General features: G+C 70.1%; 13 protein-coding genes and 1 pseudogene. 10 read left to right on the forward strand and 4 right to left on the reverse strand.

Going from position 1 to position 16,329, the window contains the following annotated elements; translation table 11 throughout:
* Window positions 1-47 precede the first annotated feature (47 nt).
* Genes WT16_RS18165 through irlS form a run of 3 tightly spaced genes read left to right on the forward strand, consistent with a single transcriptional unit; the run spans window position 48 to window position 5,329 of the window.
* Window positions 48-3,281 carry a CusA/CzcA family heavy metal efflux RND transporter gene (locus WT16_RS18165; RefSeq protein WP_063533893.1) on the forward strand — a complete coding sequence of 1,078 codons (3,234 nt, stop codon included), beginning with the start codon at window positions 48-50 and terminating at the stop codon, window positions 3,279-3,281.
* Window positions 3,282-3,287: 6 nt separating this feature from the next.
* Complete coding sequence (gene irlR, locus WT16_RS18170) at window positions 3,288-3,977, forward strand: heavy metal response regulator transcription factor IrlR (RefSeq protein WP_006027288.1); 690 nt, start codon at window positions 3,288-3,290, stop codon at window positions 3,975-3,977.
* Window positions 3,974-5,329 (forward strand): heavy metal sensor histidine kinase IrlS, encoded by a 1,356-nt coding sequence (gene irlS, locus WT16_RS18175; RefSeq protein WP_063533894.1) that lies wholly within the window; start codon window positions 3,974-3,976, stop codon window positions 5,327-5,329. The genes irlR and irlS overlap by 4 nt, the downstream gene beginning before the upstream one ends.
* Window positions 5,330-5,367: 38 nt before the next feature.
* Here irlS and WT16_RS18180 read toward each other — a convergent pair whose 3' ends face one another.
* Entirely contained in the window at window positions 5,368-5,640 is a 273-nt protein-coding gene (locus tag WT16_RS18180; protein ID WP_063533895.1) for a DUF4148 domain-containing protein, read from the reverse strand.
* A 500-nt stretch (window positions 5,641-6,140) separates the two neighbouring features.
* Between WT16_RS18180 and WT16_RS18185 the strand changes: the two genes are divergently transcribed.
* The 3 genes and pseudogenes from WT16_RS18185 to WT16_RS18195 all read left to right on the forward strand — a co-directional run bounded on the left by WT16_RS18185 (window position 6,141) and on the right by WT16_RS18195 (window position 8,587).
* Window positions 6,141-6,389, forward strand: a complete 249-nt coding sequence (locus tag WT16_RS18185) for a hypothetical protein (protein WP_006027291.1) — start codon at window positions 6,141-6,143, stop codon at window positions 6,387-6,389.
* A gap of 327 nt (window positions 6,390-6,716) precedes the next feature.
* A pseudogene (locus WT16_RS18190) lies at window positions 6,717-7,196 on the forward strand (MFS transporter); the annotation flags it as partial.
* A gap of 131 nt (window positions 7,197-7,327) precedes the next feature.
* The gene (locus tag WT16_RS18195) at window positions 7,328-8,587 is read left to right on the forward strand and encodes an acyl-CoA dehydrogenase family protein (protein WP_063533896.1); all 1,260 of its coding nucleotides are present in this window, start codon (window positions 7,328-7,330) and stop codon (window positions 8,585-8,587) included.
* Window positions 8,588-8,680: 93 nt separating this feature from the next.
* Here the strand turns inward: WT16_RS18195 and WT16_RS31790 are convergent, their stop codons facing one another.
* Together WT16_RS31790 and WT16_RS18205 are read right to left on the reverse strand one after the other, a co-directional pair.
* Window positions 8,681-9,004 carry a hypothetical protein gene (locus tag WT16_RS31790; protein WP_015602490.1) on the reverse strand — a complete coding sequence of 108 codons (324 nt, stop codon included), beginning with the start codon at window positions 9,002-9,004 and terminating at the stop codon, window positions 8,681-8,683.
* A 173-nt stretch (window positions 9,005-9,177) separates the two neighbouring features.
* Window positions 9,178-9,870, reverse strand: a complete 693-nt coding sequence (locus WT16_RS18205; protein ID WP_015602682.1) for an isoprenylcysteine carboxylmethyltransferase family protein — start codon at window positions 9,868-9,870, stop codon at window positions 9,178-9,180.
* Between the two features lie 647 nt (window positions 9,871-10,517).
* On the opposite strand from WT16_RS18205, the gene WT16_RS18210 reads away from it, so the two are divergent.
* From WT16_RS18210 to WT16_RS18225, 4 genes are read left to right on the forward strand one after another with little or no spacing between them, the layout of a single operon-like run.
* The gene (locus tag WT16_RS18210) at window positions 10,518-11,558 is read left to right on the forward strand and encodes a sugar ABC transporter substrate-binding protein (protein ID WP_063533897.1); all 1,041 of its coding nucleotides are present in this window, start codon (window positions 10,518-10,520) and stop codon (window positions 11,556-11,558) included.
* Window positions 11,555-13,339 carry a sugar ABC transporter ATP-binding protein gene (locus tag WT16_RS18215; protein WP_063533898.1) on the forward strand — a complete coding sequence of 595 codons (1,785 nt, stop codon included), beginning with the start codon at window positions 11,555-11,557 and terminating at the stop codon, window positions 13,337-13,339. The genes WT16_RS18210 and WT16_RS18215 overlap by 4 nt, the downstream gene beginning before the upstream one ends.
* The gene (locus WT16_RS18220) at window positions 13,336-14,436 is read left to right on the forward strand and encodes an ABC transporter permease (protein WP_063533899.1); all 1,101 of its coding nucleotides are present in this window, start codon (window positions 13,336-13,338) and stop codon (window positions 14,434-14,436) included. The genes WT16_RS18215 and WT16_RS18220 overlap by 4 nt, the downstream gene beginning before the upstream one ends.
* Window positions 14,429-15,400, forward strand: coding sequence for an ABC transporter permease (locus tag WT16_RS18225; RefSeq protein WP_059929901.1), 972 nt, complete (start codon window positions 14,429-14,431; stop codon window positions 15,398-15,400). The genes WT16_RS18220 and WT16_RS18225 overlap by 8 nt, the downstream gene beginning before the upstream one ends.
* Before the next feature lie 63 nt (window positions 15,401-15,463).
* On the opposite strand, the gene WT16_RS18230 is transcribed toward WT16_RS18225, so the two are convergent.
* Window positions 15,464-16,264: a hypothetical protein gene (locus WT16_RS18230; protein WP_059930297.1), complete on the reverse strand. Its 801-nt coding sequence runs from the start codon at window positions 16,262-16,264 to the stop codon at window positions 15,464-15,466.
* Between the last annotated feature and the right edge of the window lie 65 nt (window positions 16,265-16,329).

Genomic DNA, 16,329 nt, shown 5'->3' on the forward strand with positions numbered 1-16,329 from the left:
TCGCGTCGGCGCGCATCGTTTTCTTCGCATTCCAGAGGACCGCCACCATGTTCGAGCGCCTGATCCGCTTTGCGATCGCGCACCGCTGGCTCGTGATGCTCGCGATCGCCGCGGCTGCGTCGCTCGGTGTCTACAGTTACCAGAAGCTGCCGATCGACGCGGTGCCCGACATCACGAACGTCCAGGTTCAGATCAACACGTCCGCGCCCGGCTACTCGCCGCTCGAGGCCGAGCAGCGCATCACGTATCCGGTCGAGACCGCGATGGCCGGCCTGCCGAACCTCGAGCAAACGCGATCGATCTCGCGCTACGGGCTGTCGCAGGTCACCGTGATCTTCAGGGACGGCACCGACATCTACTTCGCGCGCCAGCTCGTCAACGAGCGCATTCAGGAGGCGAAGGACAAGCTGCCGCCCGGCGTCGCGCCCGCGATGGGGCCGACGTCGACGGGCCTGGGCGAGATCTACCTGTGGACCGTCGAAGCGGAGGCGGCCGCGCGCAAGCCGGACGGCGCGCGCTACACGAGCGCCGACCTGCGCGAGCTGCAGGACTGGGTCGTGCGCCCGCAGTTGCGCAACGTGCCGGGCGTGACCGAGGTGAACTCGATCGGCGGCTACGTGAAGGAATACCGCGTCGCGCCGAACCCGACGAAGCTGATGTCGTACGGGCTCACGCTCGCCGACGTCGTGCGCGCGCTCGAGCGCAACAACGACAACGTCGGCGCGGGCTACATCGAAAAGCGCGGCGAGCAGTACCTCGTGCGCGTGCCGGGCCAGGCGCGCTCGGTCGACGACATCGCGAACATCGTGCTCACGAACGTGGGCGGCGTGCCGGTGCGGGTGAAGGACGTCGGCGCAGTCGACATCGGCCGCGAGCTGCGCACGGGCGCCGCGACGGCCAACGGCGAGGAAGTCGTGCTCGGCACCGTGTTCATGCTGATGGGCGAGAACAGCCGCGCGGTCGCGAAGGCGGTGGCCGCGAAGATGGCCGACGTGAACCGCACGCTGCCCGCCGGCGTGCGCGCGATTCCCGTGTACGACCGCACGGTGCTCGTCGAGAAGGCCGTGCAGACGGTCAAGAAGAACCTGCTCGAAGGCGCGGTGCTCGTGATCGCGATCCTCTTCCTGTTCCTCGGCAACATCCGCGCGGCGGTGATCACCGCGCTCGTCATTCCGCTGTCGATGCTGATGACGTTCATCGGCATGGTCAACGCGAAGGTCAGCGCGAACCTGATGAGCCTCGGCGCGCTCGATTTCGGCATCATCGTCGACGGCGCGGTCGTGATCGTCGAGAACTGCATCCGCCGGCTCGCGCACGCGCAGCACGCGGCGGGCCGCCCGCTCACGCGCGACGAGCGCTTCGCCGAGGTGTTCGCCGCGTCGCAGGAAGCGCGCCGCGCGCTGATCTTCGGGCAACTGATCATCATGGTCGTCTATCTGCCGATCTTCGCGTTGACGGGCGTCGAGGGCAAGATGTTCCATCCGATGGCGCTCACCGTCGTGATGGCGCTCGCGGCCGCGATGGCGCTCACCGTCACGTTCATTCCGGCCGCGGTCGCGCTCTTCATCGGCCGCCGCATCGAGGAAAAGGAAAACCGGCTGATGAGCGCCGCCAAGCGCCTGTACGCGCCCGCGCTCGACGCGTTCGTCGCGCGGCCCAGGCAGGTGCTCGCGGGCGCGGCGGCCGTCGTCGCGCTCGCGCTCGTGCTCGCCACACGGCTCGGCAGCGAGTTCATCCCGAGCCTGAACGAAGGCGACCTCGCGGTGTCCGCGCAGCGCATTCCGGGCACGAGCCTCACGCAGTCGGTCGCGATGCAGCAGTCGATCGAGAAGGCGCTGAAGGCGCGCTTCCCCGAGATCGAACGCGTGTTCGCGCGCACCGGCACCGCGGAGATCGCCGCCGATCCGATGCCGCCGAACCTGTCCGACGGCTACATCATGCTCAAGCCCGTCGACCAGTGGCCGAATCCGCGCAAGTCGCGCGACACGCTGCGCCAGGAAATCGAGGCGGTGCTCGCCGAGCTGCCCGGCAACGCGTACGAGTTCTCGCAGCCGATCCAGTTGCGCTTCAACGAGCTGATCTCCGGCGTGCGCAGCGATGTCGCGGTCAAGATCTTCGGCGACGACATGGCGGTGCTCGACGCGACGGGCGAGCGGATCGCCGCCGCGCTGCAGAAGGTGCCGGGCGCGTCCGAGGTGAAGGTCGAGCAGACGACGGGCCTGCCCGTGCTGACCGTCAACCTCGATCGCGACAAGCTCGCGCGCTACGGCGTGACGGTGGGCGACGTGCAGGACGCGGTTGCCGCGGCGGTCGGCGGGCGCAAGGCGGGCCTGCTGTTCCAGGGCGATCGCCGCTTCGACATCGTCGTGCGGCTGCCCGACGAGCTGCGCACCGATGTCGAGGCCATCAAGCGGCTGCCGATCGCGCTGCCCTTCCCCGCGCCGGCGGGCGCGAGCGGCCCGGTCGTCCAGGCGCCTTACGTGCCGCTCGCCGAGCTCGCGACGGTCGACGTCTCGCCCGGGCCGAACCAGATCAGCCGCGAGGACGGCAAGCGCCGCGTCGTCGTGAGCGCGAACGTGCGCGGGCGCGACGTCGGCTCGTTCGTCGCCGACGCGCGCGAGCGGATCGCGGCCGACGTCCAGGTGCCGGCCGGCTACTGGCTGTCGTGGGGCGGCCAGTTCGAGCAGTTGCAAAGCGCGAGCGAGCGCCTGAAGATCGTCGTGCCGCTCGCGCTCGCGATGGTGTTCGTGCTGCTGTTCGTGATGTTCAACAACGCGAAGGACGGCCTGCTCGTGTTCACCGGCATCCCGTTCGCGCTGACGGGCGGCGTCGCGTCGCTGTGGCTGCGCGGGATTCCGCTGTCGATCACGGCCGCGGTCGGCTTCATCGCGCTGTCGGGCGTCGCGGTGCTCAACGGCCTCGTGATGATCTCGTTCATCCGCAACCTGCGCGACGAAGGCGTGCCGCTCGACGCCGCCGTGCGCGACGGCGCGCTCACGCGGCTGCGGCCGGTGCTGATGACGGCGCTCGTCGCGTCGCTCGGCTTCCTGCCGATGGCGCTCGCCACGGGCACGGGCGCGGAGGTGCAGCGCCCGCTCGCCACCGTCGTGATCGGCGGCATCCTGTCGTCGACCGCGCTGACGCTGCTCGTTTTGCCGGTACTCTATCGGGTGGCGCACTCGGCGTCGCTGCGCGCGACGCTTAGCGAACGTCTTATCGACCGGCTCGCGGGGCTCGAGCCCGCGGCCGTGCTGCGCCGTCGGCGCGAATCATCGAGGTGAATCCGGATGCGAATACTGATCGTGGAAGACGAGCCGAAGACCGGCATGTACCTGCGCAAGGGGCTGACCGAGGCGGGCTTCGTCGCGGACTGGGTCGAGGACGGCGTGACGGGCCTGCATCAGGCCGAGACCGAGGAATACGACCTGATCATCCTCGACGTGATGCTGCCCGGCCACGACGGCTGGACCGTGCTCGAGCGGCTGCGGCGCGAGCGCTCGACGCCCGTGCTGTTCCTGACCGCGAGCGACGACGTGGGCGACCGCGTGAAGGGGCTCGAGCTCGGCGCGGACGATTACGTCGTCAAGCCGTTCGATTTCGTCGAGCTGGTCGCGCGCGTGCGCTCGATCCTGCGCCGCGGGCAGGCGCGCGAATCGACGGTCCTCAGGATCGCGGACCTGGAACTCGACCTGACGCGGCGCAAGGCCACGCGCCAGGGCGACGTCGTGCTGCTGACCGCGAAGGAGTTCGCGCTGCTGTGGCTGCTGATGCGCCGCGAGGGCGAGATCCTGCCGCGCGCGACAATCGCGTCGCAGGTGTGGGACATGAACTTCAACAGCGATACGAACGTCGTGGACGCGGCGATCCGCCGGCTGCGCGCGAAGATCGACGACGCGTACGAGCCGAAGCTGATCCACACGGTGCGCGGGATGGGCTACGTGCTCGAAGTCAGGGGCGGGAGCGCGCCCGGCCGATGATCAGACGCCTGTTGCCCCGCACGCTGCGCGCGCGCCTGACGGCGCTCATCATCCTGTCGACCGCGGCGACGCTCGCGCTGAGCGGCATCGCGCTCTACAGCGCGCTGCACAACCGGCTCGCGGACATGTCGTCGCACGAAATGTCCGCGACGCTCGCGGCGATGCGCACGCATCTCGCGAACGTCGAGAACGTCGACGACATCCCGCGCAAATCGGATCTATGGGTCGATCAATTGCACGGCCACCAGAATCTGGATCTCGCGATCTACGATACCGGCGGCCGGTTGCTGTTCGCGACACGCGGCTTCGTCGCGCCGCGCGCGGCGCCCGCCGGCACGACGTTCGGCTATCTCGCGGGCGACGCGCCGCTGCGCGGCGCCGGGACGCGCACCGCGCGCGTCGTCGTGCAGTACGACGGCAAGAACGACCGTGCGCTGTTGCGCGCGTATGCTTACACGGTCGTCGTGATCGAGGTGCTCGCCGTCGTGCTGACGGCGGCGCTCGCCTACGGCATCGCGATGCTCGGCCTGAGCCCGTTGCGGCGGCTCGTCGCGCGCGCCGAGCAGATGTCGTCGAGCCGGCTCGCGCAGCCGCTGCCGGAGCTCGATACGTCGGGCGAGCTCAAGGAGATGGAGCATGCGTTCAACGGGATGCTCAAGCGCCTCGACGAATCGTTCGTCCGGCTGAGCCAGTTCTCGTCGAATCTCGCGCACGACATGCGCACGCCGCTCACGAACCTGCTCGCCGAGGCGCAGGTCGCGCTGTCGAAGCCGCGCACGGCCGACGAGTACCGCGACGTGATCGAATCGAGCATCGACGAATATCAGCGTCTGTCGCGGATGATCGAGGACATGCTGTTCCTCGCGCGCTCCGACAACGCTCAGCGCCATCTGGCGATCCGCACGCTCGACGCGGCGGCGGAGGCCGGGCGCGTCGCCGGCTATTACGAGCCGATGGCAGAAGACGCGGAGGTGAGCATCGTCGTGCGCGGCAAGGCCGGCGTGCGGGCGGACGCGCTGCTCTATCACCGCGCGCTCAGCAACCTGATCAGCAACGCGCTCAATCACGCGCCGCGCGGCTCGACGATCACGATCGACTGCACGCAGACCGCCAGCGCGACGACGGTCCGCGTATCGGACACTGGCCACGGCATTGAGCCGCAACACCGCGAGCGGATCTTCGAGCGGTTCTATCGCGTCGATCCGGCGCGGCACAACTCGGCGTCGGGCACCGGGCTCGGCCTCGCGATCGTGCGCTCGATCATGGAAAACCACGGCGGCACGTGCGGCGTCGACAGCGAGCCGCACGTGTGCACGACGTTCTGGCTGACATTTCCCGCGCACGCGGCTTGACCGGGCGCGCCGCCCGCCCTGCGCCGTTCGCCCGCGCGTCAGCGCGCGACGGCCCGATCGTGCTGATCGAGCGCGAGGCTGCTCTTGCCGTTGTGCACCGAGATCGCGTGCAGCTCCTGGTTGCGCTGGACGAGCGCCTCGCTCGGCGGATAGTCGTTCTTGCCGGCGGGCACGATGCCCTCGTGCTGCGCGCGAATCAGTTCCTGCCGAACCTCGTCGCGCGTCTTGCCTTGCGCGAATGCGGCGGGCGAGACGGCCAGCGTCGTCAGCGCCGCGGCGGCGGCCCATGCCATCAGTTTTTTCGTGTTCATCGCGAGTGCTCCATCGAGTAGATCCCTGTCGGGCGACAGTAGCCTCCACTTTGACCGTCGGACGGTACGCAGCCATGAGCGTGCGATGACAAATCCGTCATCTGCGCGCTACGCGACATCGATTCGATGACGGAAATGTCACGTTCGCGTCAGCGTGGCGCTGCGACGATCCCGTAGCATCTGCATTCCAAGATCGCCGCTCAGACGAAATTGGACCGAGGTTCTGGGTTCCCCTCGAGCACGCGAGGCGCATTGGCACCAGCAGGTGCTATCGCTCTTTGGCCGGACAGTTCCCCTGTCCGGCCTTTTTTTGATGCGCGCGCCGCATTGCCGAAGCACCCGCGCCTATCGCACGTCCTGCTTCGGCGACATCCTCGTCATGTTCGGATCACGTTCGCGCAGCGGCGCGCACGCAACATGTCCGCACATCGACATCGACGCGACCGCTCCACCGAGCCGCGTCGAGGCCGAATCGAACGATACGAAACAAGAGGAGCATCATGAAAGCGCCGATCATCGCAATCGCGTTCGGCATCGCGCTGGCAGCCTGCGCCCCGCTTCGCCAGGAGCCCCGCTCCGGCGCAGCGGGGCCGTCCGTCGCCTCGCCGGAGCGGGGCGGCGGCGACAATCCGGCGAGCGAATCGCGACGCCCGGCGAACGCAGTCGTCGACTACGCGGGACGTCCGTGCGTGAATCAGACGCTGTACGTGAAGATGCATCCGTGCATCTTTCCCCGGTTGCAGCGCTGAATCAGCAGGCTTGCGCTGCATGCCGCGCCCACGTCCGATCGTGCCGATTCGCGGCCCGACGGCCAGCGGTTCGCCGTCATCGCCTCACCGCCCTTCCCTCATCCGCCCTTCCCCGTCGATTGCTTATCGCGCCGCGTTTCATAACGAATCGCGAACTGCTTCTTTGTGTTTTACGGGCCCGCTTCGTATCTTCGTATAACTGCGACTTGCCATGCGAACCGACCCAACCGAAGAGCTTCCCCCTTGAGCACACTCGATCTCGACGCGCCGATCTCGACACCGATCCGCTCCGCGAGCGACGTCTCGCGCCTCATCAACGCGTCGGGTGCGCTCTCGGGCGGGCTGCTCGGGATGCGGCTCGCGTACCGGCTGCCGTCGCGGCGCGTCGCGATCGCGGGTTTCGCGCTGCAGGTCGCGGCGCTCGTCGCGCTCGCGCTGCTCGGCCATCCGCAGACCGCGCTCGGGATCGGCGCCGCGGTGCTGATGCTCGGTCTGTGGCTGTTCGCCGAGGGCTTCGGCCCCGGCGCGCAGATGATGATCTATCCGGCGCTGTCGTATCCGACGTCGATTCGCGGCACGGGGCTCGGCTTCGCGCGCGCGCTGACAGGCATCGGCAGCGCGTTCGCGCTGTTCGTGCTGCCGATCCTCAACGCGCGCCTCGGCACCGGCATGTTCTGGATCGTGTCGATCGCCGCGTTCGTGCCGATCGTGTTTCTGGCGGCGATTCGCTTCGAGCCGACCGCGCGCGATGTCGATGTCGACGCGCATCCCGAAGGCGATCGGACGCGCGTGCGAGAAGCGGCGTAGGCGGCATGGCGGCTGCGTTCGGCATTCGCGCAGCGAACGACCGCCGCCGACCGCCCCGCGCCGATGCAACGCGCGCGAATCGCCCGCCTTGCGTCGAATCACTTTCCGTTCACTCACCCGAGGACTCAGCCATGTCTCACGCCCCTGCCGATCCGGCGATCTCGACCGGCGCCGATTACGCGTCGCTCACAGCCCGCTTCCGGCCGATCTTCGCGCGCATCGCCGAAGGCGCGATCGAGCGCGACCGCACGCGCGCGCTGCCGCACGAGCCGATTCGCTGGCTGAAGGAAGCCGGATTCGGCGCGGTGCGCGTGCCCGTGCACGCGGGCGGCGCCGGCGCGTCGATCCCGCAGCTTTTTGAATTGCTGATCGAGCTCGCGGCCGCCGATTCGAATCTCCCGCAGGCGCTGCGCGGCCATTTCGCGTTCGTCGAGGACTGGCTGAACGCGCCGGCCGGCCCCGCGCGGCAGGCGTGGTTCGACCGCTTCGCAAGCGGCCAGCTCGTCGGCAACGCGTGGACGGAGGTCGGCGACGTCGCGCTCGGCGAAGTGCGCACGAAGGTGGCGAAGCGCGACGGCCGCTGGGTCGTGAACGGCGAGAAGTACTACAGCACAGGGGCGATCTTCGCCGACTGGATCGATGTCTACGCGCAGCGCGCGGACGACGGCAGCCCGGTGATCGCCGCCGTCGCGACGCATCAGGACGGCGTGATCCGCGACGACGACTGGGACGGCTTCGGCCAGGCGACGACGGGCAGCGGCACGACGCGCTTCGTCGATGCGCACGTCGACGAAGCGAACGTCGTCGATTTCGCGCGGCGCTTCAAGTACCAGACCGCGTTCTATCAGTTGTTCCACCTCGCGACACTCGCCGGCATCGGCCGCGCGGTCGAGCGCGACGCGAGCGCGTTCGTGCGCGGGCGCAAGCGGATCTACAGCCACGGCAACGCGCCGCGCGTGAGCGACGACGCGCAGATCCTGCAGGTCGTCGGCGAAATCTCGGCGTGGGCGTACGCGGCCGAGGCGATCGCGCTGCGCGCCGCGCAGCCGTCGCAACGCGCTTACGAAGCGCACGCCGGCGGCGACGCGGCCGCCGTGCACGATGCGAACGTCGCGGCCGAAATTGAATCGGCGCAAGGGCAACTGGTGGTGTCGGAGCTCGTGCTGCGCGCGGCGACGCATCTGTTCGACGCGCTCGGCGCATCGGCGATCAGCGCGACGAAGGCGCTCGATCGTCACTGGCGCAACGCGCGCACGGTCGCGTCGCACAATCCGCTCGTCTACAAGGCGAGGATCGTCGGAGATCGCGCCGTCAACGGGACCGAGCCGCCGTACGTCTGGCAGATCGGCACGGGACCCGGCACGCGGGAAGATCAGGAAAAGGCGGCATGACGGACGTCGGCGCGCGACGCGTCGCGGAACGCCGCGCATGCCCGCCCGTCGCCCGTGCGTGCGGCGGGCGGGCCGACCGCTAGCGCGCCGGCGTCAGGTGTTGCTGCCGACGACGTTCAGGCCGCCCGCGCCGCTGAACGTCAGCGTGTTGTTGGTGTTCAGCACGTTGTCCCACGTGCTGCCGCGCGTCGTCACGATCTGCGAGCCGTTCGCGAACGCGCCGTTCGCCGCCGCCGTGATGACGAGCCCGTTCAGGTACGGATTCTGGTTGTTGCCATATTCGACCGTCTGCTTTCCGTTGACGGCCAACGATACGGCGATCGTCGAGCCGGATTGGCTGGGATCGGAACCCTGGCGAGTCACCAGCTCGATGTTGAGCGGCAATCCACTTTGATTGACGAGATTCTTGTAAGCCATGTCGCATCTCCCAGGCGGGCCGGGTTGCGGCGGCTGGCGGCGCCGGCCCGCCGGAACGCGCCCCGCCAGCCCGTGAAGCCAGTTCGAATACTAGGCCATCGTCCGCCTCGCGAACCTAGCATTTCTGGTAGGCGTCCGATCGGGCCGGCCGATGCAGAGGCGCGGCGGTCTGCTCAGAACAGGCCCGGAATCACCCGGTAGCGGACCGAGCGCCTGTAGGCGCGATACGCGGCGTCCTCGGACAAGAGCCGCTCCTCGCGACGAATCCGGCCGACCTGCAATCCGATCTGCAGCGCGACCGCGATCAGGTTGCGCGCGCTGAAGTTCGTGAGCAGGAAGCCTGCGTCGATGATCAGGTAGCCGAGATACATCGGATGCCGGACGAACCGGTACGCGCCGCGCGAGACGACGCCGCGATTCGCCGGCAGGATGCCGAACGATTTTCTCAGCGACACCTTCGCGAACAGTTGCCAGAACAGGCCGAACAACTGGATCGCCGCGCCCGCCGTTTCCGGAATCAGTTGCCGGCTCGCGGTGAGCTGGAAGACGAGATAGTAGAAGGTGCCGCCGAGCGAGAAGAACAGCGCGAGCGGGCTCCAGTCGCGCTTTTTCGGCGGCTCGGCGAACAGCGACAGGCCGACCGTCAGCGTCGTCGAGACCGCGAGCAGGATCAGCGTGATGCGCGACGGATCGAGCCGCCACTGCGTGTACGCCGCATACGCGAAAACCCCGAGCGCGAGCGCCGCGACGACGCGCGCGAACACTTCGATCAGGATGCCGCAGAAACCGGCGGCCCGGGGCGCGGCGCACGGACGGGCGGCCGCCGCCAGCGCGGCCGTGGCGCCGTGCCGCCGCGTCGTGGCCATCGATGGTCGGACCTCGTGCTCCATCGCGCCCCCCTGTTCGTCGCGCACTGCTTTTATGTGGGTCGAGCTTATCACGCTGCCGCCGCGCACCCGCACGCCGAATCTAAAAATTAGGTTAATTGTTCGAAAATCGAGACGACGATTTTCCCGACTCCGTCAAATGCAATCGTTTGCGAATCTCTCGTCAAAACGAACCGTGCGATCTTCGCCGAATCACCCGCGCGCGGGCTGTTCATACGGGTTTTCCAGCACGTCTGGCGCGGGATCCGGTCATTCCGGAAGCACTCACGGAGGATTTTGCTTTATCGGATTCTTTGCAATCGCCGACATTTTCCGGCTCGCCTGCAATCAAGCCCATTCGATTTAACGGTGCGCCGCTCGATTTATTTGGCATTCCGCTGAAGTTTATTTTTCATTGCACCGACAAAATCGAGATGACGATCGAGGGTTCACACCGATCACCGACATCGACCTCGTCCGCGAAGCCGTCCACCGCGCCGCCGATTCCCGCTGCGCATCTTTGCTTGTGCGGCCCGAGCATTTGCGGCAATCCCATAACCAAAGCACGAATCCATCGTTCCCTTCGCCGGCGCTGTTGCACAGAATCGTTCGTTCGTCTCACTGTCCGCATCCCGCGCCCACGAATCATGTCACGCCCGCTTGCTCCGCTCGCCCGCCTGTTGTCCACGCTGTTCGCCGCCGCGCTCGCGATCGGCATCGCCTCCGCGTCCGCCGCTACCGCCGGTGCGCCGCCCGGCCCGTCCGGCCACGCGCCGCTGCCGCTCGCCGGCAAGCGGATCGGCATCACGGCGGCCGGCACCGATCATTACTGGGACTTGCAGGCATACCAGGGCGCCGTCGACGAAGTGAAGCGCCTCGGCGGCACGCCGATCGCACTCGACGCCGGCCGCAACGACAGCCGCCAGATCGCGCAGATCCAGACGCTGATCGCGCAGAAGCCCGATGCGATCATCGAGCAGCTCGGCACCGCCTCCGTGCTCGAGCCGTGGCTCCGGAAAATCCGGCAGGCGGGCATCCCGCTCTTCACGATCGACACGGCTTCGCCGTCGAGCGTGAACGTCGTCACGTCGGACAACTTCGTGATCGGCTCGCAGCTTGCGCTGAAGCTCGTCAACGACATCCGCGGCGAAGGCAACATCCTCGTGTTCAACGGCTTCTACGGCGTGCCCGTGTGCGCGATCCGCTACGACCAGTTGAAAGCGGTGCTGAAGTGGTATCCGAAGGTGAGGATCATCGAGCCCGAACTGCGCGACGTGATCCCGAACACCGCGCAGAACGCGTATGCGCAGGTGAGCCAGTTGCTGCAGAAATATCCGAAAGGCTCGATTTCGGCGATCTGGGCCGCGTGGGACATTCCGCAGGTCGGCGCGACGCAGGCGGTCGACGCGGCCGGCCGCGGCGAGATCCGCACGTACGCGGTCGACGGCAGCCCCGAGGCGGTCGCGCTCGTGAAGAATCCGAAATCGAGCGCGGCGGCCGTCGTCGCGCAGCAGCCGGCGCTGATCGGCCGCACCGCGGTGCGCAACGTCGCGCGCTATCTGGCGGGCGACCGGTCGCTGCCCGCGTATACGTTCGTGCCGTCGGTGCTCGTCACGAAGGACGACGCGGGCGGCGCGCCGCGCACGCTCGGGCAGACGTCCGCCGCCGCCGAAGTCGTGCGGCGATGACGGCGGCGCCCCCGATGTCCGCGGCGTCCGCCTCCACGCCCGCGGCCACCCACGGCGCCGCCGACGCGCCGCTCGCGCTCGACGTGCGGCGCGTCGTCAAGCGCTTCGGCGGCGTCGCCGCGCTGCGCTGCGCGTCTCTCGCGGTGCCGCGCGGCACCGTGCACGGGCTGATCGGCCAGAACGGCGCGGGCAAGTCGACGCTCGTCAAGATCCTCGCGGGCCTGCACGCGCCGGACGAAGGCGAGATCGCGGTCGGCGGCGCGCCGCTCGCCGCGGGCGGCGCCGGTTCCGTCTCCGATGGCGGCTTCGCCCGCCGCCGCGCCGCGGGAATCGGCTTCATCCACCAGGAGCGGCTGCTGCCCGCGACGTTTACGGTCGCCGAGGCGCTGTTCTTCCCGCACCCGCCGACGCTCGGCGGCCGCGCGTCGCGGCTCGCCCGCCTGCTGCCGCTCGACGTCGGGCGGATGCGCCGCGACTGTCGCGCGGTGCTGCACGCGCAATTCGGCGTCGATCTGCCGCCCGATCGGCTGATCGGCGAGCTGTCCGTTGCCGAGCAGCAGATCGTGCAGATCACGCGCGCGCTGATCGGGCGCCACGAGATCCTCGTGTTCGACGAGCCGACCGCGGCGCTCGTGTCGAGCGAGGTCGACCGGCTGCTGCAGACGATCGAGTGGCTGCGCGCCGACGGGCACACGATCCTCTACGTGTCGCATTACCTGAACGAGATCGCGCGCGTGTGCGATCGCGTGAGCGTGCTGCGCGACGGCGCCGACGTCGCGCACTTCGACGCGCGCGACGTATCGCGCGACGCGCTCGTCGCCGCGATGATCGGCGCGCCGCATCCCGTCGCCCGCGCCGGCGCGGGCGACGGCATCCAGGCCGACGCCCGGCCCGACGCGCCAACCGGCTCCGCCCCCGCGCAGCCCGGCGGGCGCGCCGCGCCGCGCGCGCCGGGCGCGATCGCGCTCGAAGCCCGCGACCTCGCACTGCCCGGCCGCTTCGGCCCGGTGTCGCTCACGGTGCGGCGCGGCGAAGTCGTCGGGCTGACGGGCGTGCTCGGCTCGGGCGGCAAGGACGTGATCCGCGCGCTGTTCGGCCTCGCGCGCGGCGTGCGCGGCGACATCGCGATCGACGCTCGCCCCGTGCGCGTGCGCCGGCCGCGCGACGCGGTCGCGCACGGCATCGCGCTCGTGCCGGAAAACCGCGCCGCGCACGGCGTCGCGCTCGCGCTGTCGGTGCGCGAGAACGTCGTGCTCGCGAGCCTGCCGAGCGTGTCGCGGTTCGGCTTCGTGCGCGGCCGCCGCGAAGCCGGCGCGGCCCAGGCGCTGATCCGGCAGCTTGACATCCGCCCCGCGCGCGCCGACTGGCCGGTGCGCTTCCTGTCGGGCGGCAACCAGCAGAAGGTCGCGCTCGCGAAGTGGCTCGGGCGCGCGTCGACGGTCTATCTGCTCGACGAGCCGACGGTCGGCGTCGACGTCGGCGCGAAAGCGCAGATCTACGCGCTGATCGATACGCTCGCGCGCTCGGGCGCGGCGGTGCTGCTGTTCTCGAGCGACCTGACCGAGCTGCTCGACGTGACGGACCGCGTGTACGTGATGGCGCGCGGCGAGATCGTCACGCAGTGCGCATCCGCCGAGACGACGACGCAGGACGTGCTCGCGTGGGCGACGCTCGCGCGCGGCGCGCGGCACGGCGGCGCCGGCGCGCACGATGCGGTGGAGCGCGCCGCAGCGCCGGGCAACGCAAACGCGGCGCCGCCCGCGGCGGAGGCGGCGGCATGAGCGGCGGCGCATTCGATCTCGGCCGCGCGAGCGCGGCGACGCAACGCACGCGGGACGCGCCTTCCGCGCCTTCCGCGCCTTCCGCGCCTTCCGCGCAAGACGCGCACGCGCACGCGCGCGAGCGCGCCATCGACCGGCGCCTGCTGCTGCGCGGCGGCGCATGGCTGGCGCTCGCGCTCGTGTTCGCGGGCTTTTCCGCGAGCTCGCCGCTGTTCCTCACGTTCGCGAACCTCGGCAACGTGCTGCAGCAAAGCGCCGTCACCGGCCTGCTCGCGTTCGGCCTGACGATCGTGATGATCGGCGGCGGCGCGGACGCGATCAAGGGCGGGCTCGATCTGTCGATCGCCGCGAATCTCGGCCTGTGCGCGGCCGTGTTCGCGACGCTCACGCGCGGCGGCCAGAGCGATGCGCTCGCGCTCGCCGCGACCTGCGCGGCCGGCGTCGCGGTCGGCGCGCTCAATGCGTGGGCGGTCGCGTGGCTGCGCATCCTGCCGCTCCTCGCGACGCTGACGACGATGAACGTCTGCGCGGGCCTCGAGCTCGTGCTGACCGAGAACACGCCGGTATCGTCGGCGAGCCCGCTCGTCGCCGCGCTCGCCGGCGCGGGGCCGTTCGGTGCGCCGTGGCTCGCGTATGCGCTCGTCGGCGTCGCGGCCGTGCTCGGCGCGCTCGTCCATCGCACCCGTTACGGGCTGCGGCTGCACGCGGTCGGCGCGCATCGCGCGGCGGCGCTCGCCGCGGGCGTCGACGCGCGCCGCTACGTCGCGTCGAGCTATGTCGCGAGCGGCCTGTCCGCCGCGCTCGCCGCACTCGCGTCATCCGCGCTGCTGAGCGGCAGCGCGCCCGGCGCGAGCGATGATCTGCTGCCCGTCGTCGCGGCGGTGCTGCTCGGCGTCGTGTTCTCGCGCCGGCTCGTGCCGACGATTCCCGGCACGCTCGTCGCCGTGCTGTTCGTCGGCATGCTCGCGAACGGGTTTCAGTTGAACAACGTGTCGAGCTACTGGGTCAGCGGCGTCGAGGGCGCGCTGATCCTGTCCGTCGTCGCGGCCGTCGCGCTGCTGCGCCGACGCCAGTCGGAGGGGCCGTTCGATGCCTGACGCAGCCGATCGTCTGTCGCGCTTCGCCGCGCTCGGCGCGCTCGTCGCCGTCCTCGCGTTCTTCGCAGCCGCGGCGCCCGGCTTCGCGACGCTCGCGAACGTCGAGCGCGTGCTCGTCAACAACTTCGCGCTCCTCGCGATCGCCGCGCTCGGGATGACGCTCGCGCTGTCGATCGGGGCGATCGATCTGTCGCTCGGCACCGCGATCGACGTCGCGAGCCTCGCGTTCGTCTCGGCGCTCGCGCATCGCGCGGGCTTCACGGGCGCCGCGCTCGCGGGCCTCGGCGCGGCGCTCGCGGTCGGCGCGGGCAATGCGCTCCTCGTCACGCGGCTTGGCATCGCGCCGTTTCTCGCGACGCTCGGCACGCTCTTCATCGGCCAGACGATCCAGCAGCTCGCGACGGGCGGCGGGCAGCCGATCTATCTGCTGAGCGCCGCCCCGCCGGCCGCGTTCGACGCGCTCGCGCACGGCGCCTGGCTCGGCGTCGCGGCGCCGCTGTGGATCGTCGCCGCGCTCGCGCTCGCGCTGCACGTCGCGCTCGAGCACTCGACGCCCGGCCGGCAGGCGCGCGCGCTCGGCGCGCAGCCGGGCGTCGCGCGCCATTCGGGGCTGCGCGTCGGCGCGCTGGCCGCGGGAGCGTTCGTCGCGAGCGCGCTCGTCTACGGCGTCGCGGGACTCGTGCTGTCGTCGACGGTCAAGTCGTACGCGCCGCAAGCGGGCAACGCGTATCTGCTGAACGCGATCGGCGCGACGTTCATCGGCGCGACGCTGTCCGCGGCTCGCCGGCCGAACGTCGCCGGCACGCTGATCGGCGTGCTGCTCGTGAGCTTCGTCGCGAACGGGCTGCTGCTGATCGGCTGGAACTTCTACTGGCAGCAAGTGGCGAGCGGCGCGCTCGTGTTCGCGGTGCTCGTGCTCGGCTCGGGATTCGGGCGGGGGCGGCTCGCGCGGGAAGCGGGATAGATCGCCTGGACGCAGCGCGTGCGCCGCCCGCGCGACCGACGGCCCGGCCGATGCCGCGCCCGCTCAGCGCAGGCCCGCCGTCCAGTCGAGCGCCGCGTCGAACAGCGCGACGCCTTCCGGCGACAGGTTGCCGAACGTGTCGTTGTTCAGGAAGAACATCACGCGGCGCGCGGGCGCGAGCGCTTCGTAATCCATCGTCGCGCCCTTTTCGTACGCGAAGATCGCCGCCTTGTCCGGCTCGCCGTAGACGGTCGCGACGATGCTCGCGCCAAGCCCGGGCTTGCCCCAGCTCATCGACGCGCGCCGGCCGTAGACGTTCGTCGCGCCCGCCGGCAGCCCCGCCGCGATCGGATGCGGCGCGTTCACGAGCCACAGATGGCGCTCCTTGCCCGTCTCGCCGAAATCGACGTCGTGACGCTTGCCGGTCATCGCGAGATCGTCGAGCAGATCGTTCTCCCACGTCAGCAGCGGCTTCGCGAGCGTGCGCCAGCCGCGCGCGACGCGCTTGCTCGACACCGTCGACGAGATGATCACGAGGTCGGCGTCGGCCGCGGCTTCCACGGGCTGCGCTTCGTCGACGAGCCGCACCGCGTAGCCGCGCGATTCCAGATGCGCCTTCGCCTGCTCGTCGGTCTTCAGGTTGGGCCCGCCGAGCTGGACGAGCATCGCGATGCGCTTGCCCGCGCCCACCTTCGGCGCGTCGCCGGGCGCGGGCGTCGCCTCGGCCGCATGCGCGGAAACGGGCGCGGCCGCCGCGGCAACGGCCGCCGCAACAGCGGCAACGCCGCATGCGAGCGCCGCGCCGCCCAGGCCGCGCAGCACGCGGCGGCGCGCGGGCGCCGGACGATCAGATCGTTGCTTCATCGGTTTCTCCAAGCGCGCTTCGCGCCGTGCGGCGCACGGCCCGAAGCGCGCGTCGTCGATTCAAA

This window comes from Burkholderia sp. MSMB1589WGS, assembly GCF_001636105.1.
Taxonomy (GTDB): domain Bacteria; phylum Pseudomonadota; class Gammaproteobacteria; order Burkholderiales; family Burkholderiaceae; genus Burkholderia; species Burkholderia humptydooensis.

What these genes read in the sequence shown, in the direction of transcription:
- WT16_RS18165 (WP_063533893.1), top strand. Translation starts at nt 48, where the DNA reads ATGTTCGAGCGCCTGATCCGCTTTGCGATCGCGCACCGCTGGCTCGTG.
- irlR (WP_006027288.1), top strand. Translation starts at nt 3,288, where the DNA reads ATGCGAATACTGATCGTGGAAGACGAGCCGAAGACCGGCATGTACCTG.
- irlS (WP_063533894.1), top strand. Translation starts at nt 3,974, where the DNA reads ATGATCAGACGCCTGTTGCCCCGCACGCTGCGCGCGCGCCTGACGGCG.
- WT16_RS18180 (WP_063533895.1), bottom strand. Translation starts at nt 5,640, where the DNA reads ATGAACACGAAAAAACTGATGGCATGGGCCGCCGCCGCGGCGCTGACG.
- WT16_RS18185 (WP_006027291.1), top strand. Translation starts at nt 6,141, where the DNA reads ATGAAAGCGCCGATCATCGCAATCGCGTTCGGCATCGCGCTGGCAGCC.
- WT16_RS18195 (WP_063533896.1), top strand. Translation starts at nt 7,328, where the DNA reads ATGTCTCACGCCCCTGCCGATCCGGCGATCTCGACCGGCGCCGATTAC.
- WT16_RS31790 (WP_015602490.1), bottom strand. Translation starts at nt 9,004, where the DNA reads ATGGCTTACAAGAATCTCGTCAATCAAAGTGGATTGCCGCTCAACATC.
- WT16_RS18205 (WP_015602682.1), bottom strand. Translation starts at nt 9,870, where the DNA reads ATGGCCACGACGCGGCGGCACGGCGCCACGGCCGCGCTGGCGGCGGCC.
- WT16_RS18210 (WP_063533897.1), top strand. Translation starts at nt 10,518, where the DNA reads ATGTCACGCCCGCTTGCTCCGCTCGCCCGCCTGTTGTCCACGCTGTTC.
- WT16_RS18215 (WP_063533898.1), top strand. Translation starts at nt 11,555, where the DNA reads ATGACGGCGGCGCCCCCGATGTCCGCGGCGTCCGCCTCCACGCCCGCG.
- WT16_RS18220 (WP_063533899.1), top strand. Translation starts at nt 13,336, where the DNA reads ATGAGCGGCGGCGCATTCGATCTCGGCCGCGCGAGCGCGGCGACGCAA.
- WT16_RS18225 (WP_059929901.1), top strand. Translation starts at nt 14,429, where the DNA reads ATGCCTGACGCAGCCGATCGTCTGTCGCGCTTCGCCGCGCTCGGCGCG.
- WT16_RS18230 (WP_059930297.1), bottom strand. Translation starts at nt 16,264, where the DNA reads ATGAAGCAACGATCTGATCGTCCGGCGCCCGCGCGCCGCCGCGTGCTG.